Below are 25867 nucleotides of genomic sequence, written 5' to 3'. Positions count from 1 at the left end.
GCCGCTGAAGCAGGTATTAGCATTGTAGGCGGCCACACTGTTTCGGACCAGGAGCCCAAATACGGTCTGGTTGTCACCGGGATAATTCATCCCGACCGGACTGTTACCAATGCCGGCGCCCGACCAGGAGATGTTCTCTATCTCACCAAACCCCTCGGCCTTGGTATTATCACCACCGCCCACATGCGGGATCTGGTTCCTCCTCCCATCCTCGCTGAAGCCGTAGAAGTGATGGGGACTTTGAATAAGGCTGCCGCAGACGCAATGGTGAAGGTAGGCGTCCACGCCTGTACCGACATTACAGGTTTCGGCTTTCTCGGCCATCTCTATGAGATGCTGGCCGCCAGCGGCACTGGAGCGGAGATCGAAGTCAATCGCATTCCCGTCCTGGAAGCAGCCAGGGTTTACGCCCGCCAGGGGGTTGTTCCCGGCGGCACCCGCAAGAACCTGGCCTATCTGGAGAAAAATCTGGAGCTGGCTGCTGACTTCAGCGAAGATACACTGCTGATACTGGCCGATGCCCAGACTTCGGGCGGACTGCTCATCGCTGTAGCCCCGGAAAAAGCCGAACTGCTGGAACAGGAACTGGTTGTCCACGGGGTGCCAACTATTGCCAGGATCGGCCGGATAACTGATGAGTCAGAAAAAATTGTTTTGAGATAACAGGGCTATATAGCTTTGGTTTTTCGAAAAAAATTGGAGTTAAAATTCAGTTGCTTCTGTTGCCTCTTTCATATTTATGTCACGAAAGCAAAAATGGCAGGAGTGTTTATTCCCCCTGCCCCTCTGCAGTATCTTGATAGTTACCATTGCGTTCCAGGTAACTCCTGAATCTTTCATACAATCTTCTTATCTCCTTAATAAAGTCAATGCTGTCATAATGGTCATTGGTAAAACCAAAGTGATTCAGATCATTGCGCATAGTTTTTACTTCATTATAAAGCCTGGCATATTCTTCATCCAGCTTTTCTACCAGTTCCTCAATCTTTTCCAAATATTGTTGGTCTACTCTCCATTCTGACTTCGGTTTTTTATTACCTTTCAGAACCAGGGCAACTGTCACTACTTTTTCCCGTTCCTTGCTGGTTTCTTCATAGTTATAACGCCGGCAGGCATAGGTGATCATAGTTTCATCCAGTGCCGTATAGGCCTGCTGGATCAGGTCCTTCTCGATACACCACTCGATCTGTGCCAGCCCTATCTTTAGGTTATCAGTGGTATCGAATTTGCTAGTTGATTTTTCAATATCAGCCAGCAGTGGTGTCAGGGCTTTGATAGTATTGTTTTCCCTGACTCGTTGTAGTTTCTGTTTCATATTTTTGTAGGCTCCTGCTATGGATTTTTGCCGTTTATCTGTGTACCCGGCCAAATATTTACCCCGGCAGGTCAGGATAGAGTTATTAAAATCAAGCAGGGCACCAATAAAATTCTTCATATTCCCTGCCTCAATATCCCCTGTCAATTTGGGCCTCAGATCATTCATTGCCAAACTGTTCAAATGATTGATGTTACCATAGCGGACAAAAGCATTGATGGCCTGACTCCATTCCAGGAGTTCGTCCAGATCAGTCAGATCAAACACCGGAGCAACTTCTTGCCCGGACTCTATATTTCTGGCTTCATAGGCCCCATAGTAAATGCCGGCGATGCGGGCATTTTTTACTACCTTGGCATAATTCAGGACGACCATGGCCAGCACCGGAATCGAACGAAAACTATGGGTAATATCAAAAATAATTTCATCCCCATCATCGATATTGCTGAGCATAAGATCAAAAATTTGCCAGATTTCCTCTTTATTTTTACCATCAGGGATCTCAACTTTTTTTATCTGGAGTTTATATCCCAGCCCGTTCAGAAGGTCAGCCAGGTTTCTTTCCGGCTCCCCTGGGTTACACCAGTTACAGTCAGCAGCATAATCGGTAGTAAAAATAATCGCTGCATCCTGTTCGCTCCAGTCCTGGCAGCAAACCCGGATCAAATGCTCCTGAATAAATCTGGTTTTGGTAGCCATTTCGTCCAGTTTATAGTAGCACTCCGCATATTTACTGGCACCAAGAAAGCTCATGAATTTTTTGGCCATCTAGCTTCACCTCTCTAAAAATTTTATACCAATTATAACAAATTTATGTAAATAAAAAAAGGAGCTCCGTTTACCGGACACTCCAAAAAAAATTCTCGTCACGAGCCCTGGAACATTATTGCTTTTTGTATTGTCTTCTACTAACCCAGTTCTTCCAGCAGCCCCTGACCGAAAGCAGAAGGAGTCTTCTTGCCCACCAGGCCGCCGTGATAAAGGTAGCGAATAACTCTCTCCGCCAGCTCCCGGTTGCCGGCAAAAATAGCGGTAAGCTGTTTCAGTATCTCCGGCTCGTTTACTGTACGCTGGTTATAGAGATAAATTAATAATTCCGTTTGTTGAGGATAAGGAAACATAGTTAAATCCCTCCTTGCTGAATTCTTCTTTCCAGGCGTAGCAGTTTTTTCTCCCGCTGCTCCAGCTGTTTTTCCATTTCCTGCAACCGGGTGCGGAGCTGGCTGTTTTCTTCTGCCAAAGTCTCCACCAGACCCTGCAAACGCCCCATCTGCTTTTTAGCCTCAATCATTTCCTTTAACAGCTCCTGCTACCTGTCCTTCTCCTGTAAATACAGCTGCCGCCGTTGCCGGCAAGGCGAGTTGCAGCTACGGCAGAGTCTGTTGCTCCTGCCAGCGATCAAAAACTCCCAGCATCAGATTCTGGAGCCACTGTTCATCCGTTAGGGCAGGCAGTTGCCCACCCCGGTTCCAGTTGTCTCCAACCAGCAACAGCTCCTCGCCCTGCAGCCGGGGGCGGATTAACTCCAACCCGGACTTGATCTTTCTCTCCCACCAGCCTGCGGCTGCCGGCTCCTGTAACCAGCAGTGGCTGCGGGCCAGATGCCAGCCCATCCGGGAACTGACCTCCTGTTCCAGCTGCTGGCCGCCAAATTCAGGCCAGAATTCCCGGGTTGTAACCTGCCAGCAGCCGTCCAGTTGCTGCCACCTGAGCCCCAGCAACCCGCTATCATCCCAGATCCAGTACCAGCAGCTGTCCTGCTGTATTGCCGGCAGCAACAGGTCGGGATTGAGCAGCAGTACAGCCTGTTCCCAGGCCAGCAGTCCCCCGGGCGCCACCGCCAGGCCCGCCAGTGCCGTCAGCCGGGCCAGTTGGTAAGCCGGGGGGCCGCCTGGATGCTGCAACCAGAGCAGATAGGGGATTTCTTCCCCGTACTGGTTCAGAATCTGCTTGAGTAAGGTCTGGCCCAACCAGGTCAAAGCCTCATCGGCTTCTGGCTGCTGGCGCCACCAGCCCTGACAGCCCTCTGCCACAGTCGCCAGGGCCCCGGCACCGATGAGGGGCACACCGCTGCCTTGCGGCCAGGCTACACAGGCAACCAGGTGGGGTAAAATCTCCGCCCCCAACCCCTGAGCGGCCACCTGTTCCAACCATAGCCTTTTCCATTCCCTGGACCCCGCCCGGCTGAGCACCGGCTCACCAGCCATCAACCCGGCACCAGTCCAGTAAGCTATTACTACTCGGTTTCGCATATTTCTGCTGTCACTCCTTTCTTCGCAAGGATTTCTGCCAGCTCCACCTGCCCGGCATAGTCGCCATGGATCAGGTAGACCCGCTCGGGCGCCAGACCCAGCAGCCAGTCCTTCAGCTCCGGTCCCTGGACATGGGCGCTAAAGGGAAAGCTGTCGACCCGAGCCCGCACCCGCCCTGGTGTCCCCTCCCAGTGCCAGTAGACCTGGTTGGACCAGTAGCTGGCTTTGAGCAGGTAACTGCCCGGTGTTTCCGGCGCCTGATAGCCCACCAGACAAATTGCATTTCGGGGATCTCCCTTAAGCCGGGCCGCCAGTCTGGCTGAACTGGACCCGGGCAACAACATCCCGGAACTGGCCACGATCACCGCCGGCTGGTCAGGCTGCCAGTTATCAGGCAGCGGCTGGGCCAGAACCGGCTCATAAAGTTGCAAGCGGGCGCAAATCTGGTTCACTTCCGCTGTCAGTCCATCGAAATACAAAGGATAGGCAAGCTACCGCTTTCGCCAGTGCCGCTCAAGCAACAACAAAATTTCCTGGGAGGAACGCCCGAGAGCAAAGGCCGGAATCAATACAGTTCCGCCCTGGCTCAAACTGGCTTCAACCTGCATCAGGAAGAGATCGGCTACATGCTGGCGGGCCGGCGCCGACCTGGTCGCATAGGTGCTTTCCGAAATTACGCAATCCGGGCGCCAGTCCGCCGGTAAGCGGGCCGGTGATGTCAGCAGCGTTGGCTGGAGGGAAAAATCACCGGTATACAGCCAGTTTTCACCGTCCCCTTCCAGCAAGAGCATGGCCGCTCCGGGAATGTGTCCGGCGGGCCAGAAGCCCAGCCGCAAGCTGGAACCAGGCAGCGGCTGGCCAAAGCTCAGCCAGCAGCCAAGCTCCTCTGCTGTAATCCAGTTATGCCAGACCTGGCTAAGACTGTTGAAACTGTAGTGTTTGCCCTGCCGGGCCAGCTGATTCAGCATCGGCACTGCCAGTTCCCGGGTAACTCGCGTGCTGATAATGGTGGCATGCGGAAATAGTTCCAGCACTGCCGGCAAACCCCCGACGTGATCAACGTGGGCATGGGAAACAAATACCAGATCAACCCCGCCCAGCCGGGCTAACTTGTCCAGCTGGGGCAGGCTCCAGTTATCCTCCCCGTCCACGCTGGCGCCACAATCCAGCAGGATTCTCACCCCCGTCAGTTCCAGAAAATAACAGGCAGCCCGCAGCTGTCTGCCGCCACTGATGACCTGAAAATTTCCTTTCATGCTGTCACCTCCTCGTACAACCATCATTTTACCTGGCAGCTGTTTCAGCTTTTTGTCAAAAGAACCGAAAAAAATAACACCCGATCACGGGTGTCAGGAATAGTACTCAATCAGCTTTTTCGCATCCCTCAACATTTTTTCTCTTACCCAGCGGGGTTTTTTAACTTCCGCCGAGCTGCCAAAACCCCGCAACCAGGGCAGCATTTCTTCGACTCCAGCGACCCGGTCCCGGTAGCGCTGGCGTCCATCACTGCTAATCTCCCAGACATACTCCTGCCGCTGCTCAAGTCTTTTACGTACTTTGGCCAGCACCCGCGCTTCATCCCGGAACAGCCCGACCAGATACCAGAACCCGGTGTCCCGGTTAAAAATAAGGGCCAGAGGGATAATTTTCAGCCATTTTTTGTTTTTATTACTGGCGGTTAGCAGTTTAAGCTCCCGGGCTTGCGCAAGACAAGTGCTGATCAGCTGCCAGTGCCGGTCCCGGCACACGCCCCCCAGAGGCAGATTGCACTCCTTACCGGGCAGGTAGCCGAGTAATTGCTCCAGACGGGCTTTCAGTTCCCCATCTCCGGTCAAAGCCGTCAATTGAGCCAGCAAGGCCAGTTCACCTGTATTGAATTCCACCGGCAGATTCTGCTCCGGTTGAAACCGGCGCAGGTCAATATACCAGCGCTGCGGGGAATTGAGCAGATATTCCGCATATTCTCCTTCCCCATCCCATTCATCCATTTCCTCATCGGTGCAGAGGCCATAACGCTCACTGAACATATTCAGGAAAACAATCAGATCTGCCGCCTTTCTCCCGCTCAGGCCGCTGAGATCTGCAATTTCTTTTACCGTCAGCCCTTCCGGATGTTGCAGTAGCAAAAAAAGAATATTGTTTATCTGTGCAAAGGTAAGGCAGTCAATCATCTCCCACCCCGCCCTTCATAGAGTGCAACTATTTTTCTGGCGCTCTGCAATAGCTGCTTTTTGATACCCTCGGGTTCCAGAACCCTGATACTGGAACCGAAGCGGCGCAACCAGTTTACCAGATCCTCCCGGTGGGGCCTGGCCAGCGTAACCTCCATCACCCGATCCGGTAGCCATCTGACCTGCACATATTCCAGCCCGACCAGCTGGTAGATAATCTTCTGCTGTACGGAAAAATCCGGGTAGACCAGAAAGCGTATAGGGCCCGGTTCAGGAGGCAAATTCGCCGCCGGAATTTCCCCTTGATATTGTTCCGGCAGGATCTGGAAGCCCTCCAGCTTATCCACCCTTAACTTCTGGCACTGTTTGTCTCTGAAGTGATAAACATAGAGATACCAGCTATCCTGTTCATAGTCAGGAGATAGCTGCAGGGGCAGGTACCTGGTCTGCTTGAATACCAGGATCCTTTTCTCTGCAATCGCAACTCTGAGCCTGTTCAATTTTCTTTGCAGATTCCAGCCGATATTGCTGTAATCGCCCAGATAATACAGGCGCTGAGCCAGTCTGTTCCAGCTCTCAATATCCCTGGTAGCAAGAAGCTCCAGGCATAACTTGGCCAAAAGCGGCTGGACCAGCTCCGGTTTACCCAGTTTATAACCTTGCTCCAGCAGGAGGTGGAATAGCCTGTTTTTTTCATTATCCGTTAACTGCCCGGCCGCGATCAGGTGCTTTTTCAAGCGAACCCGCTGGTCCGCTTTCTCCAGATAGCCTCTCGCTTCCAGATCATCTATATCGCGCAAGATAGTCTGGAGAGAATATTCCCGTCCTTCAGCTATTTGCCTGATATCCACCCACTTTTCCCCGTAACTGGCCAGTTGCAAAATAATTGCGAACTGGCGCAAATCCTGTTCCAGGTTGAGCTCGAAATCCCCTTGCCCCTGGCTGGTTCGGGTCAACAAAACTTTGCGCTTAACATAGCTTTCTTTATAACCCCACTGGGCAATTTTAATTTTGAGGGCGTATCTTACCTGTTTTTCGGTTGCTCCTGTCATCGCCGCCAGCTCTTTGATCGAATATCTCCCCGGATTGGCAAGTAAAATGCCCAGCAATTCCTCCGCCAGTTCCATGAGCTCTCCCCCCTGTCATTAAAGCAGCTCTGTAAGCTTTTGCGGCCATTGCTTGCTTTCATCAAATTTTTCCACCTGCTGCTGGCTCTCCTGTATTGCCAGCAGAAAATCCTTGAGCGTGCGGAAATAATGGTCATACTGTTCCCGGGTGATCGGCTCATAGCCATGGGCTAGAAAGGAATTGTTTCTGGCTTTGATACATTCGAGCAGCTTATTTTTCCAGTCGTCATGGATAGGAGCAAAGTTCCTGTCCAGCTGTGCCCACAGTTCAAAGGCCTCCATCAGGCCCAGTTGAATCTTACCCCTGGGGTTGCGGCGGTTTTCCAGCCGCTGCTGCAGTTCAGCCGGCCAGCTGTCCTGAATAATTATATCCCCCGTATTGACCGGTGGATTTAGATTGAGGAGATTGACCTGGGCAATCAGTTCGGTGGCCCGGTAGAGCCGGGAGGTAGCATCATCATATCTGCCGGCCAGGGCCCGCCGCTGGGCGTTTAACAGCACATCATGCACCAGCGCATAGGATATTCTATAATTAACCGCACCGCCCATCCGCCTGGCGATATTCTCCAGGTCGCGATAGACCTTGCTCAGCTCTGATTTAAAGGCGCGCAGCTGTCTGGCAAAGGGTTCAAGTTTTTGCAGTGCTGCCTCATACTGGAACCTTTCCCAGAGGTCCAGACCGGTCAGGATGCCTTTGATAGCAGTCAGGCGCTTCAGCTGATCCGGAGTCAATGCTACCTCGCGCAGATTGTCCACCAGGGCCAGACAGGCCTGATAATCATATTTGGCAAAATACCGGTCAATCTCGTTGAGATAACTGTAAAGCAAGATCTGGTCTGTCCTCACCCGCTGGGAATGCTGGGTTCCGTCCTGAACTTTGATCAGGTCGGTTCTGGCCCCGGTAACAAAACACAGCTCCCAGCCTTTTTCCACCGCCGCCATGGCCAGAGCAGCCGACATGGTTTTGGTGCCGCCGGTGTAATCGGCCACAATCGTCGGTTTACCCCTCCGGATATTTTTATCTACGGCCTCGAGGATCTCGATAAAACACTGGTCGATTAAGTCATAGGCCTGAATCACCGCTATCTTGAATTTTTTACTATAGCCGCTGCCGGCGATGATTTTCTCCACCTGGGTCTGGCTACTGTCTGAGCAGATAAAGAGGATATTATCCGGTTTTTCTTTTTTGATAGTTTCGATAATGGGGGCCTCTGAGCCCCCGACTGTACAGACAAGCCATTTGCTCATAATTGTGTTTCTCCTTTCTCCAGACGATATTACCCCAGGCCAAAAGAGCAGTTTTTGCCGATATGGAACAGTTCACCCAGCTCCAGCAGATAGGCCAGCTGTTCCGGTAAATGGCGCAGCTTCCCCGGGCCCATATTCGGTTTTCGCATCATTTACCTTGATAACATAAGGATGGGGCCCCATCGAGTTTCCGGTTACCGGCCAGTATGTAGCTGTCAGTCTCAAAAATATAGCGGTAGGCACAGTATTTTTCATGACATTCCTGGCAATACCGGTGGTGAGAATGCAAACAGACCAGATTACAGGTAGCACCGAGCCAGCAGCCCCCGGACCAGGGAGCCCTTGAAAGGCGGCAGACTGGCTTCCCGGGGTAGGGTATAGGTAAAACGCAATAGTAGATAGTTCATTGATTTTGCCCTTTCTTCTTAGGAAATTTTACATTAAACATACGAATAAACCAGCCCAGAAAATGCAAAAGATCCTCTGTAGTTTTGATCAGCCCCTTCAGCCTGGTATCATAGATACTGAACTGCCGATTCACTTCCCTTATACATAAAATATCACTTATTATATAAGCGACTACATCGCCTCTAAAATCCCTGGAACCGGGATGCTGTGCGGGTAATTTTGCCAGTTTTTTAATCACCTCTGACAGCGGCTCCTGTCGGCAGGAAGCAACCACGTTATAGACTATTTCCAGGTCCGAACTGGTTACTTCGTGGTTTTGTCCCCTTTTCAAATTGCCGCGTAACTGTCTCGGTCGGCCAAAATCCTGACGACTTAAGATATAGTTGATATGTTCCAGCATCTGTTTACAGGCCATTTACACACCCCCTAATAAATCCGGTTTCCTCCCTCTTGCCGCCAGCCTTCCCCGCGCGGCTGTTCAAAGCTTAGAATTTCCCTCAATTTTTTCACCTGTGCCGCCGGAGCCTGACTGGCGTATTCCCGGGCCAGTTCCACCAGATCCGGCCAGGAAGCAGTGCTGAGCAACGGGTTTGCCGCCGGCCTGGGCCTGACGGTAATTTCAACACTGCCCAGATAGGCCGGTTTGCCATAGCCGAGTTTGGGCTTAAAGCTGCCATCCAGCCCCAGGCTGAAGGCCAGCAGGGCCAGCTGGTCGCGGCTGATATTCTCAACATAAATCTCCCCGCTGAAAAGGCTGTTGGCTTTGATCACCTCGGTAAAAATCCGGCCGGTCTCTATTTTCCGGAGCCGGAGGTGGAAGTAGAATTTCCTCCCCCGGAAAAGCGGCTGCGCTCCCGGGTTCCTTTCTTTTAAGCGAAAGTACTGTTGTTTGCCGCAGTTCTGACAGCAATTCGGCCAGTCCTGCCGGCAGATGTGGCAATAATACAGGCGTTCATTGCCAAAACCTTTATTGTTTTTAGGATAGTCTTTGTTTGGTTTTTCCAGTTGCGGCAGCTGGATATATTCCAGAGCTATTTCCGGTCGGGGCTGAACCAGTTGCAGGTCAAAAAAACGCAGATGGGATTTTAACTGCTGGCTTTTGCCGCCAGCGAAACCGAAGAGACGACAGGCCGGACAGAGCTTCTCCCTGTGATTGCATTTTAGCAACTGCTCCGGCACAGCATTTTCCGGCTTTTTGGGATGCTGCAGCAGGCAGCTGTAACTGACCGCTTCGGCGATCGCCCTGACAGCACCTTTAAGGGAGGAACCCGGTATGACCGGTAACCCGTTAAAACGGACAAACTGTTTATGCCAGCGCTGGTTGTGAAAAACAAACTTACCACTGCCAATATGGAGGGGCAGCAAGGTCTTGATGGTAACTTCCAGAAAACCGGTATAGAGCCCGGATTGCAGTTTGTCATGGGAAATTGCCGCTGTTCTGTCCACTCTGCCGGTTAGCGGTACAAAGGCATAGGGTTTATCTTTTAAAAGAGTTTCACGGTTGGACATCGCCGATTCCCCCCTATCTGACATCAGCCTGCAGCAGGGCCAGAAAATCGCGTTGTCGCATGAGCTCCGGCCACCGATCCAGCATCTGCAAATCAACGGGTGCCTGCTGGTAAAATCCCGCCTGTTCAAATTCCTGCCAGAATTTCAGCTGATCTTTTTGACCCCGATAACCCCAGAGGACATCCGACGGCTTGTCCAGGCGGTAATCCCGGAATTGTCCCTGCAATGCTGTAATTTTCACCCGGCCAAAGCCCCTGGAAGTGGCAGACCCAAGGGTGACAATCCCCTGCTGGATATCATTAAGTACTGCCAGCAGGCCTACTACCTGCCAGAGAGCGAAATTGCGTAGATGTATGTCACCATAGAATTTTCCTGTTTCTACAACTTCTACGTCAAAACGTGCTCTACCTGCTACTCCTCCAGTAACCCGGTCGATGGCCACACAGGTTCGCTGGGCAAGGCGGATTCCCTCCTTGCCAATCGCATCACTGAATTTAATACGGGAGGCAAGAAAAGTGTTGCCGAACAGCTGGCAGGCCCGGCAGGCAACAGCATATTTTCCCTCCACATCTGTAATGTTCTTTGCATCTTCAACCTTTTTATTGCAATTATCCGGCGTGTCGTTATCTGTTATATAACACGCCATCTCCCTTGACTCTCCACCAACTTCTTTTACAAAACTGCGCAGTAACTGTTCCAGCCGGCTGCGGATCACACCCTTCATGCTGCTGCCCGGTATTACCGGACATTCTTTTCCTTGAAAGTAGGTGGTCATGACCGTCATATTCGGTCTTTCCGGTTGCAGGCCATTATCCTTGCCGCTCTTGATCAATAGCGGGCCGGCTGGCTCCAGCACATAGTTAAGGATTAGCTCATTTCTCAATGTCTTGAACATCAGTCCAGCACCTCCTGCAGCCACTGTTCCAGCACCCGGGCCAGCTCGAGCTCCGGAATTTCCTTGCCGGCTAGATAGTCCACCAGATTATGTTGATTAACTTTCTTTACTCTGGCCTTAATTAACCTGACCCGGCCCAGGCCGCGGCTGGTCATACCCCCCAGGGTCAGTTCCCCTTGCAGCAAGGCCTTCAAACCGATGGCCGCGATGAATTTATCCCGGGGAGATAGGTTTTCGAGAACAATTTCCAGCTCAAATAGGGTATCAGCTGGCACAACCTCAGATTCATACAACAAGCCAATGGCAGCTGTACCCGAGTCCCGGTCGATAGAGACTCCGTTGCGGGATTCATACCAGTTATCCCAACCATCTTCAGTCACAGTAAGATCCTTGACCTGAAACTTGCCCGCCAGCTGGGTTGAACCGAAAACTTTACACACCGAACAGTGCCGGTTATAAATTTCTTCCTCATCCGAGCTTTTCTTCACATCATGGACACAGTTGTGCTTTTTATCCAGCACATCACAGGCCCAGAGCTCTCCGCCTTTAATACCGGTTTCCGCCAGTGCCCTGACGATACTTTCCGTAAAAGCACGAAGCACCCCCTTGAGGGAAGACCCGGGTATATAGGGACGTCCGAGATAATCCTTTACTACCTGGTTGTCGGCAACTCCGACTTCGAGACTATTTACGCCAGCACCAATATGTAAGGGTGTTACGGTGAGTAACTCCCCGATAATAATAATCCGATTATGAAAAACATCAAACAACATCACTGCTTCTCCCTTCTTTTGATTTTTTTCAAAAACTCGAAACCTTCCAGTACAGATAGCCACAAAATCTTGCCACCAGTTTTCGAGTCAACCTATCCTGCTCCTGTATCCCGCTTTCCCTGGCCATTTTTTTGATGTTTTTAATTTGTTCCAGCAATAACTGCGCAATCGAATTGTTATTAACCGTTTTTTCCCATCCGTCGTGCTTTGTCTCCTTATACTTAATAAATTCTTCCAACTCTTCAATACAGGCAGCCTGTTCCGCCAGCTCTACCAGCCGGCGAATCTGGTTAGTGCCAAAGCTTTCATGAGCCAGAATATTGCGCACTTCCTGGTCTTTTGTAAAATCATCAACCGCCAGAATCAGTTCCCTGGCCTTGCTGTCCACAAATTTTTTGACCACTCTCTCCATTTTCCCGTGCCTCCTGTTCTAATCTTCCAGTACCTTTAACAGGCCATATCCATTGAGCCGGTCCGGTCCCAGACCATGCTGCAGCAGCTGGCGCAGTGCTGACGGCTCCCCGATCACTTCGATATAACTGCCTTTTAATAAGACGGGAAAGGGTCCCTGCCAGCGGCCGCCTTTGCGGTCTCTGGCCCCAACCAGAGTATAGGACCGCCGCCATTCACTTTGTAGCGACCAGCTCTCCAGTTTAATGCTGTCAGAACCAGCCGCCTGCTGGATTAGGTCCTGCAAAATTTCGCGGCTGAGCTGATAGAGGTCAACTTCCCCCGCCTCGATTACTTTTTCAGCCGGCAATTGCTCTACCGGTATTTTCACATCCGAGTAAAACAGCAATCTCACCTTACCGTCGGTCAGCACTGTGTCCTTCTCTGGCAGCAGCTCCCAGTTCAACTGGCAGTAACCAAGGCCCCGGCCTGTCTGACTGCCCACCCAGATTTTGTTAGGGAGCAGGCTTAAATCGATGCTGCCCTCTCCCGGGATTTCCAGGGTCGTAACAAAATACTGCTGGCCCTGGCCGGAAGATTCCTGAATCACAGTCAAGGTATAGAGGTGTCCATCTCTGGCCTTCAAGGTTTTCGGGCTGATCGCCAGCCTGGTCAAGTTGCGAAAAGCCGTACCAACTGAAACTTTTTTGCCATTCTTTACAACATAGTAACCACCAACGCTGTCCAGCCGCTGCTGGCAATCCGGACAATTCCCATTATACTCTCTTATCCGCCAGGGCTCCACCAGCGTATGGTCCCGGTTGTACTTGCAGCGTCTGGCCCCGGCGGTGACGGGAATCCCGCCACCGGGATAGGCCGGTGCAATGATCATCCGGTCAAAATTTTTACAGAGAACCTGCCAGCGGCAGGCAGTACAGTTTTCCCTCTCTAGATAGCTGACCCAGAAGGGGGTATCATTCAGGCGGTCTTCCCACTCCCGATAGGGACAATCGGTAGTAATTTCCCGCGCCAGCGCCGCTCGCAGGACCTGACCGGGAATGTAGTCCAGAGACTGGATATAGTTGGTATTGGCCGGTTTTTTGCCCCCGACCAGCAGTGGTGTCAAATTTTCCAGCACCAATTTTATCTTCACTGGCTATCACCATCACTTTTCAAATATTGCCAGAGCTCTTCCAGCTCAATTGCAGGCCGCAATCTGAAATCAATTTTAACCCAGCCCATGCCCCGGCTTTTGTTGCTGCCCAGTGTTCGCATCATTTTAAGTGCTGCCAGCAAACAGGCCAGTTCCCGTTTCATCTCCGTTTCCGTCAAGATGATTTCCGCCGCACCGCACCAATCCGCATCCCGATCCACCGCCTCCAGGCTGGCCAGGGCCTTGTCCTGGGAGGTACGCAAGTAACGGTTGATCGCAACCTGGTGACGGATTACCGAATCATAGCTGTCAGCTACCACCAGGTCAGTCAGCCTGACTCTGGACGGCTGAAAACCCTTGCCGCCAAAAATCCGACAGGCCGGACAGTGGCATTCACCATCGCGACCCAGGTAATGGCAGCATTTTTCTTCTGGAAAAAAAGCATTCCACAGATAGCTGAAATAATAGCGCCAGCGCCCTTTAAAGGTAGAAGCGGGAATACAGGGGCGATTGTTGACCAGGCGAATAAAGGTGAAGTCCGCAAAACCCTGTTGGGCAGAGCCAGTGCTGATCAACAGGGGGGTCTCATTTCTAACCTTCAGCTCGAGTTCAATCTTGCTCTTGGACCTCATCTCCGAATTCACCTTCCTTCACATAATCCCAGATTTCCAGTACGTCCAGCCAGGGTACCGCCTTGCCTCCGGTATAATCATCAACCCAGATGCGTTCCGGCAGCTCTCCTTTACCTGTGATTGATTCCTGCAATCTCCGCATCTGTTCCAGCACAGCCTGCCTCGGTTCATTTTTCAGCAAACGCGACAGCTGGTATAAATAGTATAAATTGGCTTCAGGCAAGGGGCGTAACTCCACATACTTGCGTAAACCGTACAGGTTGCTTTTGCCCAGTTTCTTCTCGTCAGCCAGTTTTTTCAGCAATCTGGTCAGGGCCAGTATCTCATCGGCTGTTTCCCAGGTATAGGGTCTCAAGGTTAAACTGAGGTCCTCATCCTGACTGAAAGTCTTTTCCCGGTAGTCCTTGACACTGATTGAAAAAGAACCATAGGACTCGAGAACGGCAAAATCGATAGTTCCACTGCTAGCGACTTGTTCTCCCTGCAACTCCTTCACCCTGCCTTTGGCCAGCTTAAGCAATTCCTGTGCGATCTGGAAGAGAAAAGCTATCGGTGTATCGTGCCTGGCTATCGCTACCCCGGTCGACATTGTCAGCGTCGGTTTCCCCTTTTCCCCCAGGAACTGCTGATCAAATTCGCGCCCCATCTCAATCGCCGCTTCAATTGCACCTGTTGCCGGTGTAATCAGGAAAATATCATCACCGCCCAGGGCAATAAACTCAACCCGGCTGTACAGGCCCCAGATTTTATAAATCCCTTCAAATACGGAATCAAAGGCAGCCCGGGCCACCCGGTTGGAAAAACAGCGAGCATGTCCCAAACATTTCTGCTGTTTTACCCTGCTGCCGAAATTATTGCCATCACCGTAAATTACAGCAATATAAGGCCCGAGGTCGTTCAAGGATTGATTGACCCGGCTCTTCAACTGGACCTGGTGAAAACGTCCAACATAGGTATCAAACTTGCGGAAAAGACCCTTTTTGACTTCCTTACCGGCGTTGGTCTTTATTTCACACGCCGGGCACACTTTTTCCTGCTCCTGGCCAATTCTTAGCACACTGTCTGCGACGCGGTTGCCACAGTGCTGACAAAAATAATCCTCCTCGCTGACAAACTGCGGTCTGTCCCGGTATACATCCGAATAAACCGGCAAAATACCGCGCTGGCGTTTGCCCTTTTCTTCCTCAATCCACCCGATTATTCTTTCGTAATTTTCTGCTGCCAGTTGCAACAGCGGCACCCTGACCCCTACAGCCACGGCCTGTGCCACCCTGGTCTTCTGACGGTAAATCCCCTCGATTCTCCTGGCCACTGTCGCCGCCAGTTCGGCTGGCACCGCCGCCAGCACATTGCCGGCCCCGCAGTAAATAATAGACTGACGTAGCGCCAGCTCTGCCAGAATGGCTGGTATATCCTGCTGATTGATCTCCTCCAGCAAATGGGAAGCTCCGCGGATATTATGAATTTTGTTGCTCTCTAGAAAATATTGCTTGATTTTAACAGCTCCACCTTTAACAATCCCTATTTCTTTACCTTCCAGAACTGTTCGCTGTGAATCTGTAAGCTCCCGACCCGCCGCTATACAGACCAGAGCCTGTAACTCCTCCGGCGCCAATGGCAGCTCAGGTAAAGCAGGTTGCAGTTTCGGGACATAAAAAAACAGATAATGCAGGGCAAGCTGCCAGGCCCAGGAGCGATCCTGTTTCAATTTTTCCCGTGCTGCCTCCGGAGCGCAAGCATAGACCAATCCAATAACAATGGAAGCTACATCAACAATCCGTACAGCCGGCACGCCAGGCTCCGGTGCGTAGGGCAAATTCAACCAGTCCAGCATAACCCGCTCTTCGGCAACAGTAAACCTGTGCTTTATTTCATCCTGCAATTCAAATTCCAGAAGCAAATCCAGGTACTCTGAATCCAAAAGGCCTTTGTTCTTCAAGAGCGTATGGGCAGCCCGGGTGCGTTCTGCAGCCGTCTCAACTGCCAAAGTTTCTTCCTTATCAGTCAGGATATCCTTCCAGCTTAGTTCTTGGTCCTTCATTTTTGCCCTCCTTACCAGAAAAATCTAATTATTCATTCGCGTTTTGTTTAAATTTTCCTTGTTAAAATTTGTAGACAGATGTCGAAAAGAAAAATTTAAATTTTTTTGGCAATTTAAAATAATAAAAAGAGGGCAACGCCCCCTATATTTTGATAATCTGATGCAATTTTTCGAGTTCCTCCAAATATACATATTTTATCCCCATTAATTCCGCCCGTTCCAGTAACTGGTCATTCCAGCTGTTAGCCGGCGCGACCAGAATTTTTCCCGTTTTGATGCCGCCCAGCAACCTGGCGTTGGTACTCAATTCCGCCATGTGGTCTTTGTTGAATTTACCCATTTTGCAGGAAATCAGCCAGAGTTTGTGGCCTGTCAAAACCAGCACATCAATTTCATTATTCACCTGCTGTTCACCCGGCCAGTCCACTTCAATACCGGCTCTAACCTCGTCTACGTGCTGGTTATGCCGACAGAGCTCATAGACCAGAAACTCCAGGACAAACCCTTTCCGGCATAAAACATTTTTTACCTCAGCACCAGGGAAACGAAAATAAACTTCTCTGCCTGCTATTTTCAGCTGATCCAGTAACCCGAGCTGACGCAACATAAAAAAAGCCTGCTGGGGAAAATGGTATTTCATTTTTGTTTGCTGGTTGGGATGGTTCATTACCAGCGGCACCTGAAATTCCGTCAGGTTGTTGGTATTCATAAAATCCTGCTTATTGCGATAGTTTCTGAAAGCAGCTTCCAGATAGCCGATCAGCTCCAGCCAGGCTGTCGGGTTATGCCGGGCCCAGTGCGCCACCTGGCTTAATTGTTTCTGATATTCCTGGTAAACCCCGGTATCATCAGACCTCACTCTGGTTCCACTTAAAATAAAAAAATTATCAATGCTGAGTTTTTCCAGGGCATGGCTGGCCCAGTTCTGTCTCTTTCCAGCCAGTTGTTTGTATTTGCCCTCTTCCGGGTCTATGTACATCACGGGTAGGTCGAGTTCAATGCCGGCCTGAAAAGCACCAAAGGCCATCAATTTGGTTCCACCGGTAACATTGATGACTATATCTTTTTGTAAGTTTCCAGCTATTTGCCCGATTTTCTGCCTTATGTCTGCTGGTTCATTGTGTTTGACCAGGATACTGGTAACCTCACTTTCCCCAACCAGTTTTTTCTGGAATTTATTTAGATAGTTCATCTTTTCGTGATAATTATCACCAGTGTATAGATTTACCAGGTGTTTCGGTTTTATTTTTTTAATGGCCAGCGCATTGGGAATGACTTCATCACTGATTAGATTGATAAGTACTGTCATGCTTCCTCTCCCATCCCTTTGTTGATGATCATATGCTCATATAGTAGCCGATATCTGCCAAAAATCGCTATCGCCCCCCGTCGCTCTTTTGCTTTATTGAAAACAAAGATAGCATATAATTCCATTTTAAGCAATGGTTTGTAGGCATTATTTATTTTGAATTTTGAAGAAACAACAAACAAGCCGCTTCTTGACTAAATACCCAGAAGCGGCTAAATGTTTTAATTTCTGCCTTTAAATTATTTTAATCTAATTCAAAAACATTAACAACCACCGATTTTGCCGCAACCACTCTCTCTTCTCCCGATAATCAGGCAATATTTCCTCCACGCGGGCCCAGAATTGCCGCGAATGGTTCATGTGCTCAATATGTAACAGCTCATGCACCACCACATAATCGATCACCTGGAGAGGAGCCTGAAGCAAGCGCCAGGAAAAACTCAACACACCTTTGGAACTGCATGACCCCCAGCGTTTCCTGGCAGAAGTGATTTTTACCGAATTATACTTGATTCCCGTCAGTCCGGAAAAATACTCTGTCCTGGCCAGCAATATCCTTTCCACTTCCTTTTTATACCATCGGCTGAGCTGCTCGGTGCCTCGCTCCAGTTGCTCCCGGGGAAAATAGTGCTTATCACCCTGCAAATAGATCATTCCACTGCCATCTGTAACCGTAAAAGTGTATTTTTCCCCCAGAAACCAGAGCTTATCGCCTGTCTCAAATCGCAAAGGCTGGAAGAGTTTTTGCTGCCGTTGAATTTCCTGCAGTTTATCTCTGATCCATTTGTCTTTGCCATGTACCAGCTCTTCAATGGCCTTCATTGACAGCCTTTTCGGTGCCCTGATGATAATGCAACCATCCGGGGTTATTTCAATCACCACGGTCTTCCGAGCCGAGCGTATAATTTTCGTGGTCGTTATCTGCATTGTCCTTCCCCTCATAATCGTGCAGGCCGATACAAATACCATACATAACCCACAACCAGTATAGTGGTCAGGGCTAGTGCCGCCAGGCGCATTCCCGGCACAGCAATAGTTTGCCAGATACCAAGATAACCGAAGAGAATAAATATTCCAGCTGAAACCAGCTTGATCAATCGCTCCGGTAATTGCTTGCCCAGTACTACCCCGACCAGAATCCCGATAATATTGGAAATCATCATGCCGGTAGTAGTGCCCAACCAGACCCAGAGCAAATTCTGGTACTTGGCAGCCAGAGCCACTGTGGCCAGCTGGGTTTTATCCCCCATTTCGGCAATAAAAAAAGCAATGGTCACCGTCCAGAAAGGGCTGAAATATTCCTTTTCCGCCTCTCCTTCCAGCGTATCACCACGAATGGTCCAGAGGCCAAAGATGACGAAAGAAATAGCTGCGGCCAGCTGGATATAGTGCATGGGAATAAAACGGGTCAGATATTCACCGGCTGCCACAGCCAGTAAATGATTGAGCAAAGTGGCTACCAGCACTCCCGCCAGAACGATACTGGCTTTATATTTAGTGGCAAAAGCCATTCCCAGCAACTGGGTTTTATCTCCCATTTCTGCCAGCACAACAAAGATAGTAGCTGCAATAAATGCCGTCATATTTCATCCTCCTGACTTATGATTCGGCTCCAGCGCCGGTAATCCTTCAATTTCCAGGCTCCCCCTCCGGCCAGTTCCGGCAGCCCGCAAACAGGTTGCTGGCAGGTTAAGCAAGCTCCATCACAGGCTACCGGTTCAAAGTGCTGCCCACGGCGGATATAGATTGGAATATCGATGCCTTCGCAATTACGGGTAGTGGCAAACTCCCGATTTAACCCCTGGCCATCAGGCCGATATTCCATACAGAGAGCGAAACTGAGGCCATGCTTCAAGGCCGCTTTTTTTACCCTGTTGAAAAGTTCCCGACGATAGCCCAGATCAGCGTGCCAGCTGGCACCAATTCGCTCATTATAGAGGCGAGCCCAGTATTGGGCCAAATCGGGCCAGGACAGCTCTATCCATTGCCAAATCCGGTTTTTCAAGGCCAAAGGAATGTCCAGGCAGGAAGCTACCAGGTGACTGGCACCAGCAGCTCTGGCTACCTGACAGAGCTCCTCTATCATTTCCTGGTCATCAGTAAGGCCCGGTAAAATTGGGTCCAGCCGTACTACCGCAAATAGCCCTGCTTCCCGAATTCGTCGCAGATTGTCCAGTAAAACTGGCACCGGTGCTCCACCGGGTACCAGTTTGCGCCGTAAATCCTCATCCGGGGTGAGGAGAGAAACCTGGCCAAAACAATGCTGTTGCTTACTCATCCAGGCCAGGGATTCATCGGTAACCTGGTTTTTGGTAATGAATTCAATCGGTAGATTGCGCTCTACAAAAACCCGGATGATTTTCTCCGATAGTTTATACACCCGATTCAGGGGCTGAAAAGGATCAGTTACCGGGGAAAGGTAACCACAGGCAGCCACCTGCAAGGAGTCCAGCTGCCTGGCCACTATCCGGTCGAAATCCTGGCAAACCGTGACCACCCGTTGTGTAGCATAAAGGTGGAAGTAGCCCCAGAAACTATGGGCATAACAATAAGGACAATCATGAGTACAGCCATTATAGGGATTAATCAACATTCGCTCGGCTGTACATTCCCTTTTCCCCGGCCACCATCCATGTAAGTCTTTTTTGCTGTCTACCAGGATATGGGGTACAGGAGCAGGGATGACAGGATATTCATATTCAGCCTTGCCTTTTTTCATTCTGATGTATGCCATTGTCTTTCACCATAAAAAATTCCGGGTACCCTTATTGTACCCGGGGTCAGTATTTTTAGCAAGTTTTATGGTCAGCTGCCTGTTCTAATACTTTCCGCAGCTTAGCGCTTGTAACTATCGTAACATAAAGACAAAAAAGACAACCCAGCCAGGTTGCCTCTTAAACAAACTCCACACCCTTTTCCGTAAACGCCCCAATCCTGGCCAGCGCCTCCACCCGGATGCCAGCCTCGCGCAACTCCTTGCCCCCGGGCTGGAAGGCCTTCTCCACCACAACTCCCACTCCCACCAGGGATGCCCCGGCCTGCTCCACCAGGGACACCAGCGCTTTCGCTGCCGCCCCTTGAGCCAGAAAATCATCGATAATCAGCACCCTGTCCTCAGCGGTCAGATAGCGCCGGGAAACGCAGACCGACACCTGCTCCTGTTTGGTGAAGGAAAAGGCCTCCGCCGCATAAACCTCCTCCACCAGGGTACTGGGCTGCTTCTTCTTGGCAAACAGCACCGGCACCCCTAGCTCCAGGCCGACCATCACGGCCACGGCAATGCCGGAAGCCTCCACCGTCAGGATCTTGGTCACCCCATCCGGGCGAAAGCGCCGGGCAAACTCCCGCCCCAGCTCCAGCAGCAGCTGCGGATCCAGCTGGTGATTGAGAAAGGAATCCACCTTCAGGATATTGTTGCCGATCAGCAGACCATCCTCCCGAATCCTCTGTTTCAATAGCTCCACGTCCACGTCATCCTTCCATCAGCGTTCTTCCCGGTGATAGGGCAATCCCAGGGCCCCCGGTGTAGCCACCCGCCTGGTTTTCGTCTCCCGGGTGACCAGAATCAACACCAGGATAGTTAATAAATAGGGCAACATCTTGAGAAAAAAGGGCGACACTGCAATATTCAGGGTCTGCAACCGGAATCCCAGCGCATCCACACCGCCGAAAAGATAAGCTCCCAGCATCGCCTTGAAGGGGTCCCACATAGCGAAGATCACCAGCGCCACTGCAATCCAGCCCCGGCCGGCGGTCATGTTTTCCAGCCAGCTGGGAGCATAGGCCAGGGAAATATAGGCCCCGCCTGCTCCCGCCAGCATTCCGCCCCCGATAACCGCCAGATAGCGGGTAAGGGAAACACTGATCCCGGCCGCATCAGCCGCAGCGGGATTTTCCCCTACTGCCCGCAGCTGTAGTCCCCAGCGAGTCCGGTACAGGAGCCAGGCCATTAAGGGTACCAGGCCAAAACTGAGATAAATCAGGGGATCGTGGTTGAACAGGATTGGCCCCAGCCAGGGCAGCTGGCTCAAGCCTGGCACCGGAACGGGCTGAAAAGTCTGCTTGAGGGGAATGCCTACCAGGCTTTTGCCCAGATAGCTGCTTAGACCAGTGCCGAAGATGGTAAGGGCCAGGCCGCTGACTACCTGGTTCGCCTTCAGAGTAACCGTGAGGAAAGCATGGACCAGGGCCCCTGCTCCTCCGGCCAGCAGGGCTGCGCCAAAGCCCAGCCAGAGGTTGTCGGTAGAGAGGGCTACAGTAAAACCGCTCACAGCCCCCAGCAACATCATCCCTTCTACCCCCAGATTCAGGACCCCGGCCCGTTCCGCCAGAATCTCCCCCAGGGCAGCCAGGAGAATAGGGGTGCCGGCGGTAATAGCTGTGGCCAGGATAGCGATCACTACACTCTGGTCGGTCATGCTTTTTTGCCTCCTATCCGCAGGCGGTAGTTAATAAAAATTTCCCCGCCCAGCACAAAGAAAAGAATCAAGCCCTGCAGCATATAGACACTGGCAGCAGGTAGGCCCAGGGTTTGCAGGGCATAGCCCCCTGAGAGCAAACCCCCGAACAGAAAGGCCACCAGCAGAATGGCAAAGGGATGCAAGCGGGCCAGCCAGGCGATAATTATGGCCGAATAGCCATAGCCCGGCGATAGGCCCTGTTGCAAGCGCTGGGTTATGCCAGCCACTTCCGCCATGCCGGCAATACCGGCCAGGGCCCCGCTGAAAAACATTGTCAACAGAATAGTTTTTGTTATACTCATTCCGGCATAACGGGCTGCTGCCCGGCTTTCCCCTACTACCTTCAACTGGAAACCCCAGGTAGTATAGCGGAAAATCAGGTAGATTAACACTGCGGCCAGCAAAGCCAGCAGAAAACCGGCATGAATCCTGGTATTCCCCAGAGTGGGCAGAGTCGCCCCCGGGCCAAAGGTGGCAGTCAGGGGGAAGTTAAAGCCTTTAGGGTCTTTCCAGGGCCCAAAGACCAGATAATCCACCCAGAGGATGGCCACATAATTGAGCATCAGAGTGGTGATGGTTTCATTCACCTGCCAGAGAGCTTTCGGAATAGCGGGCAAGAGGGCCCAGAGGCCTCCGGCCAGCCAGGCTAAAACCAGCATGGCCGGCAGCAGTTGCCAGCGGGAACCATCAGGAAAATTGAGCGCCACCCAGGTAGCCGCCATGGCTCCCATGTAAAACTGCCCTTCCGCACCGATATTCCACAATTGCATCCGAAAGGCCAGGGAAACCCCCAGGGCGCACAGAGCCAGCGGGATGGCCTTGACTGTAGTCTCCGCCAGACCGAAGGCTGAACCAAAAGCCCCGCCCAGCATGGCCTGGTAAACCTCCAGGGGAGATTTCCCCGCCAGAGCGATAAAGCAGGCCCCTGCCAGTAGAGCGAGCAGAATCGCCACCGCTGGTACTAAAAAAAAGGCTCCAGGCATTGGTGTCAGTCGTTTCTCCAGAGTAATCAGGCGCACCCGCTCTTCACCATCTTTCCTGCCATCATTAAGCCGATTTCTTCAATCCGGGCCTCCCGCACCGGTACCAGACCGGTGATTTCCCCTTCATGCAATACCGCCAGGCGGTCAGCCAGCTGGAACAATTCTTCCAGTTCCTCACTGATCAGAACCACCCCACACCCCTGGCGCCGGGCCTGTAAAAGCAAAGTCCGCACTGCCATGGTGGCAGCAATATCCAGCCCGCGGACAGGATAAACAGCCACAATCAGCCGGGGCTGGGAGGAAATCTCCCGGGCCAGCAGCAGTTTCTGCAAATTTCCTCCGGACATAGTTTTGACCGGAGTAGTCAGGTCGGAGATTTTTACTTCAAATTCCTGAACCAGTCGACGGGCATATTCTGACAGGCGCTGCCAGTTGATCAGGGGTCCACGGGTAAATTCCTGGTCACGGTAGTGTTTGAGCAATATGTTTTCCCGCACATCCAGATTGGGTACCAGACCGGTGCCCAGCCGGTCTTCGGGAATATAGGCCACCCCGGCGGCAATGCGCTCCCGGGGCCCACTGGTCCCCATCTCCTGCCCGGCCAGATAGAGTTGACCGGATTTGAGTGGCCTTAATCCAGCAATTACCTCTGCCAGTTCCCGCTGGCCATTGCCGGCCACACCGGCGATCCCCAGGATCTCCCCGGCCCGTACCGTTAAACTCACTTGCTTCAAGGCCGGTTGCCCCCGGTCACCCAGGGCAGTGACCGCCTTTAGTTCCAGCAATACCGGACCCGGTACCGCTCCTGCGGGCATTTCCGGTATGTCCGGTTCCTTGCCCACCATCAATCGGGCCAGGCCTTGCTCTGTGGCCTCTGCCCCCGGCAGTGTAGCAATAGACCTGCCTCCCCGCATTACCGTAATGGTATCAGCGTGTTCCAGCACCTCTTGCATCTTGTGGGTAATGACAATAATCCCTTTCCCGGCCGCAGCCATCCGCCGCAAAATGCGATAAAGCTCCTGGGCCTCCTGGGGTGTCAGCACCGCTGTCGGCTCGTCCAGAATCAGAATATCCGCCCCCCGGAACAACAGCTTGACAATTTCCACCCGCTGTTGTTCCCCTATAGACAACTGCCAGACTTTGGCCTGTGGGTGAATGAGCAGGCCGTATTCAGCTGCAAACTGGCTCAACTTCGCCTCAATTTCCTTCAGATTCAGGCCAAAACCCCGGCCAGGCAAACCAAGGGCTACATTTTCCGTTACTGTAAAAGGAGCCACCAGCTTGAAATGCTGATGGACCATACCTATACCCGCCCGGATGGCATCCCGGGGAGAGCGGAAGTTGACCTTCTGGCCGCGAATCCAGATCTCCCCCTGGTCGGCCCGGTACAGGCCGGTGAGAATGCTCATCAGGGTACTCTTTCCCGCTCCGTTTTCTCCCAGCAGGGCGTGGATTTCCCCTGCTTTCAAAGTGAAGTTCACATGGTCATTGGCCTTTACCCCTGGAAAAGCCTTGCAGATTCCTTTCATCTCCACCAGAGTTTCCATAAAAAAAGCCCCTCCCAGGCGACAGGAGGGGTAAAGACCCGCAGGCCTTCACCCCTCAACTTGCTTATTGTTTGGGAATGGTACCTTCTACCCCTTCTACAAACCAGTCAAAAGAAAGCATTTGCTCATCAGTCATCTTGCTGCCAGCCGGTACTCGTACCTGGCCATTCTGATCCTTGATGGGGCCAGTGAAAACATCCCAGCTACCAGAAAGAATTTCCTGCTTTTTCTTCTCCACCAGATCCTTTACCTCGGCAGGAACCATAGGACCGTAAGGAGCCAGATTGACAATCCCATCACTCATGGGACCCCAGTATTGTTCACTCTTCCATTTGCCTTCCTTTACAGCCTTAACAGTATTGACATAATAGGGGCCCCAGTTCCAGACGGCACTGGTCAGCACCGCCTTGGGTGCATAGGCAGACATATCACTATTGTAACCAATACTGTATACGCCTTTTTCCTGAGCAGCCTGTTGCGGTCCGGGAGTATCCTGATGCTGGGCAATCACATCGGCACCTGCATCCAGCAAGCTCTTGGCCGCATCCTTTTCCTTGGCAGGATCATACCAGGTATTGGTCCAGACCACTTTCACCTTAGCATTGGGGTTAACGCTTCTTACCCCCAGGGTAAAGGCATTGATGCCGCGAATTACTTCCGGAATGGGGAAGGCTGCCACATAACCGATAGTATTGCTTTTGGTCATTTTACCGGCCACTATGCCGGTCAGGTAGCGAGCCTGATACATCCGGCCAAAATAGGTACCCATATTGGGTGCGGTCTTGTAACCGGAACAATGCAGGAATACCACATCAGGATATTTTTGCGCCACCTTCAGCATGGCATCCATGTAGCCAAAGCTGGTAGCAAAAATGATTTTATTGCCTTTCTCAGCCAGCTCAGTGATGACCCGTTCAGCATCGGCCCCTTCCGGCACCGATTCAATATAGGTAGTTTCGACATTAGGCAATTGCTGTTCCAAATACTTGCGTCCCTGGTCATGGGCATAAGTCCAGCCGGCATCCCCTACCGGTCCAACATAGATAAAGGCCACTTTCAGCTTGTCCCCTGCCGGTTTATTTTCCCCGGCTTTTTGCTCCTGTTTACTGCTGCTACCACAGCCCGTGAGGTTAAATAACAGCATACTGGCCAGCATCAGGAGAGCGATCATTTTGCGCCACATTCCTCTTTTCCCCTTTCCCTCAGTATTATCCCGGAAATGGCTCATCTCCCCACCGTCAAAAAACAAATCACCCGGTGCCCGAGGTTCCCAAAAAGGTGAGTGAAACCCAGCGCACCGGGTGGTTTCCCGCCGCCTAGCGCTCACTACCAGCAGGAAAAAGATAGACTTTCCCCTCTGGTAATGTGTTCCACTCGTAGTCGGGCAATTTACGGTTGCCCGGTAGAGACTTTTGAGCCATATCCTCAAAATTATACGAGTGACTATTCAGTTAAAGCTTTACTAAAAAATTACCATATTTTTTCCTAATATTCAAGGGTTTTTTTAAAAAAATGTTCACCTTTTTCCCCGATATAGATTCCGGCAAGCATCAATATAGTACCCAGCCATTGCCGGAGCCCAACCGGTTCCCCGAGAAAAAACCGGGATACCAGCAGCACCACCGGCAACTCCACTGCCCCCAGTATTCCCGCC

The 25867-nt window shown here is 51.6% G+C and carries 28 protein-coding genes and 1 riboswitch; of the genes, 1 reads left to right on the top strand and 27 read right to left on the bottom strand.

Going from position 1 to position 25867, the window contains the following annotated elements; all coding sequences use genetic code 11:
* Window positions 1-663: selenide, water dikinase SelD (selD, locus tag JDF658_RS10060; RefSeq protein ID WP_079907494.1), on the top strand; the 663-nt coding region annotated here is incomplete at its 5' end.
* A 106-nt stretch (window positions 664-769) separates the two neighbouring features.
* On the opposite strand, the gene csx2 is transcribed toward selD, so the two are convergent.
* From csx2 to JDF658_RS15035, 27 genes are all read right to left on the bottom strand, one after another.
* Window positions 770-2083 carry a TIGR02221 family CRISPR-associated protein gene (gene csx2 / locus JDF658_RS10055; RefSeq protein ID WP_079907492.1) on the bottom strand — a complete coding sequence of 438 codons (1314 nt, stop codon included), beginning with the start codon at window positions 2081-2083 and terminating at the stop codon, window positions 770-772.
* A gap of 140 nt (window positions 2084-2223) precedes the next feature.
* On the bottom strand, window positions 2224-2436 hold the full coding sequence (locus JDF658_RS10050) for a hypothetical protein (RefSeq protein WP_079907490.1): 213 nt from the start codon (window positions 2434-2436) through the stop codon (window positions 2224-2226).
* Between the two features lie 2 nt (window positions 2437-2438).
* On the bottom strand, window positions 2439-2606 hold the full coding sequence (locus JDF658_RS14445) for a hypothetical protein (protein ID WP_159446615.1): 168 nt from the start codon (window positions 2604-2606) through the stop codon (window positions 2439-2441).
* A 76-nt stretch (window positions 2607-2682) separates the two neighbouring features.
* Complete coding sequence (locus JDF658_RS10045; protein ID WP_079907489.1) at window positions 2683-3567, bottom strand: hypothetical protein; 885 nt, start codon at window positions 3565-3567, stop codon at window positions 2683-2685.
* Window positions 3552-4046: an MBL fold metallo-hydrolase RNA specificity domain-containing protein gene (locus JDF658_RS10040; RefSeq protein WP_079907487.1), complete on the bottom strand. Its 495-nt coding sequence runs from the start codon at window positions 4044-4046 to the stop codon at window positions 3552-3554. Before JDF658_RS10040 ends, JDF658_RS10045 begins: the two co-directional genes overlap by 16 nt.
* 12 nt (window positions 4047-4058) lie before the next feature.
* Complete coding sequence (locus JDF658_RS10035; RefSeq protein WP_159446614.1) at window positions 4059-4823, bottom strand: MBL fold metallo-hydrolase; 765 nt, start codon at window positions 4821-4823, stop codon at window positions 4059-4061.
* Window positions 4824-4916: 93 nt separating this feature from the next.
* Window positions 4917-5738 (bottom strand): WYL domain-containing protein, encoded by an 822-nt coding sequence (locus JDF658_RS10030; RefSeq protein ID WP_079907484.1) that lies wholly within the window; start codon window positions 5736-5738, stop codon window positions 4917-4919.
* A complete protein-coding gene (locus JDF658_RS10025; protein ID WP_079907482.1) occupies window positions 5735-6865 on the bottom strand; it encodes a YafY family protein in 1131 nt (376 codons plus the stop codon). The genes JDF658_RS10030 and JDF658_RS10025 overlap by 4 nt, the downstream gene beginning before the upstream one ends.
* An 18-nt stretch (window positions 6866-6883) precedes the next feature.
* Window positions 6884-8113 carry a TIGR02710 family CRISPR-associated CARF protein gene (locus tag JDF658_RS10020; RefSeq protein WP_079907480.1) on the bottom strand — a complete coding sequence of 410 codons (1230 nt, stop codon included), beginning with the start codon at window positions 8111-8113 and terminating at the stop codon, window positions 6884-6886.
* Window positions 8114-8516: 403 nt separating this feature from the next.
* Window positions 8517-8936, bottom strand: a complete 420-nt coding sequence (locus JDF658_RS10015) for a hypothetical protein (protein ID WP_079907479.1) — start codon at window positions 8934-8936, stop codon at window positions 8517-8519.
* An 11-nt stretch (window positions 8937-8947) separates the two neighbouring features.
* A complete protein-coding gene (locus JDF658_RS10010) occupies window positions 8948-10030 on the bottom strand; it encodes an RAMP superfamily CRISPR-associated protein (protein WP_159446613.1) in 1083 nt (360 codons plus the stop codon).
* A gap of 13 nt (window positions 10031-10043) precedes the next feature.
* Window positions 10044-10925 carry a CRISPR-associated RAMP protein Csx7 gene (gene csx7 / locus JDF658_RS10005; protein WP_079907475.1) on the bottom strand — a complete coding sequence of 294 codons (882 nt, stop codon included), beginning with the start codon at window positions 10923-10925 and terminating at the stop codon, window positions 10044-10046.
* Window positions 10925-11698, bottom strand: coding sequence for a CRISPR-associated RAMP protein Csx7 (gene csx7, locus JDF658_RS10000; RefSeq protein ID WP_079907474.1), 774 nt, complete (start codon window positions 11696-11698; stop codon window positions 10925-10927). The genes csx7 (JDF658_RS10005) and csx7 (JDF658_RS10000) overlap by 1 nt, the downstream gene beginning before the upstream one ends.
* A 28-nt stretch (window positions 11699-11726) precedes the next feature.
* Entirely contained in the window at window positions 11727-12110 is a 384-nt protein-coding gene (locus tag JDF658_RS09995) for a hypothetical protein (protein ID WP_079907473.1), read from the bottom strand.
* 18 nt (window positions 12111-12128) lie between these two features.
* Window positions 12129-13241: a hypothetical protein gene (locus tag JDF658_RS09990; RefSeq protein WP_079907472.1), complete on the bottom strand. Its 1113-nt coding sequence runs from the start codon at window positions 13239-13241 to the stop codon at window positions 12129-12131.
* Window positions 13238-13873 carry an RAMP superfamily CRISPR-associated protein gene (locus tag JDF658_RS09985; protein ID WP_079907471.1) on the bottom strand — a complete coding sequence of 212 codons (636 nt, stop codon included), beginning with the start codon at window positions 13871-13873 and terminating at the stop codon, window positions 13238-13240. The genes JDF658_RS09990 and JDF658_RS09985 overlap by 4 nt, the downstream gene beginning before the upstream one ends.
* Entirely contained in the window at window positions 13851-15914 is a 2064-nt protein-coding gene (locus JDF658_RS09980) for a hypothetical protein (RefSeq protein ID WP_079907469.1), read from the bottom strand. The genes JDF658_RS09985 and JDF658_RS09980 overlap by 23 nt, the downstream gene beginning before the upstream one ends.
* Before the next feature lie 142 nt (window positions 15915-16056).
* Entirely contained in the window at window positions 16057-17223 is a 1167-nt protein-coding gene (locus JDF658_RS09975; RefSeq protein WP_079907468.1) for a Card1-like endonuclease domain-containing protein, read from the bottom strand.
* 249 nt (window positions 17224-17472) lie between these two features.
* Window positions 17473-18150 carry a M48 family metallopeptidase gene (locus JDF658_RS09965; RefSeq protein ID WP_200805671.1) on the bottom strand — a complete coding sequence of 226 codons (678 nt, stop codon included), beginning with the start codon at window positions 18148-18150 and terminating at the stop codon, window positions 17473-17475.
* Window positions 18151-18161: 11 nt separating this feature from the next.
* Window positions 18162-18806, bottom strand: a complete 645-nt coding sequence (locus JDF658_RS09960) for a TMEM165/GDT1 family protein (protein WP_079907465.1) — start codon at window positions 18804-18806, stop codon at window positions 18162-18164.
* Complete coding sequence (locus JDF658_RS09955; RefSeq protein ID WP_078664607.1) at window positions 18803-19957, bottom strand: radical SAM protein; 1155 nt, start codon at window positions 19955-19957, stop codon at window positions 18803-18805. Before JDF658_RS09955 ends, JDF658_RS09960 begins: the two co-directional genes overlap by 4 nt.
* A 160-nt stretch (window positions 19958-20117) precedes the next feature.
* The gene (locus JDF658_RS09950) at window positions 20118-20687 is read right to left on the bottom strand and encodes a xanthine phosphoribosyltransferase (protein ID WP_078664606.1); all 570 of its coding nucleotides are present in this window, start codon (window positions 20685-20687) and stop codon (window positions 20118-20120) included.
* A gap of 18 nt (window positions 20688-20705) precedes the next feature.
* Window positions 20706-21641, bottom strand: coding sequence for an ABC transporter permease (locus JDF658_RS09945; RefSeq protein WP_079907464.1), 936 nt, complete (start codon window positions 21639-21641; stop codon window positions 20706-20708).
* Window positions 21638-22696, bottom strand: a complete 1059-nt coding sequence (locus tag JDF658_RS09940) for an ABC transporter permease (RefSeq protein WP_375804203.1) — start codon at window positions 22694-22696, stop codon at window positions 21638-21640. Before JDF658_RS09940 ends, JDF658_RS09945 begins: the two co-directional genes overlap by 4 nt.
* Entirely contained in the window at window positions 22693-24213 is a 1521-nt protein-coding gene (locus JDF658_RS09935) for an ABC transporter ATP-binding protein (protein WP_078664604.1), read from the bottom strand. The genes JDF658_RS09940 and JDF658_RS09935 overlap by 4 nt, the downstream gene beginning before the upstream one ends.
* A gap of 64 nt (window positions 24214-24277) precedes the next feature.
* Entirely contained in the window at window positions 24278-25396 is a 1119-nt protein-coding gene (locus tag JDF658_RS09930) for a BMP family ABC transporter substrate-binding protein (RefSeq protein WP_079907462.1), read from the bottom strand.
* A 174-nt stretch (window positions 25397-25570) separates the two neighbouring features.
* A riboswitch (purine riboswitch) is annotated at window positions 25571-25672 on the bottom strand.
* Between the two features lie 26 nt (window positions 25673-25698).
* A complete protein-coding gene (locus tag JDF658_RS15035; protein WP_375804202.1) occupies window positions 25699-25857 on the bottom strand; it encodes a hypothetical protein in 159 nt (52 codons plus the stop codon).
* Window positions 25858-25867: the final 10 nt, after the last annotated feature.

Source organism: Carboxydocella sp. JDF658 (assembly GCF_002049395.1).
GTDB lineage: Bacteria > Bacillota.
This window is presented reverse-complemented; position numbering and strand designations above follow the sequence as displayed.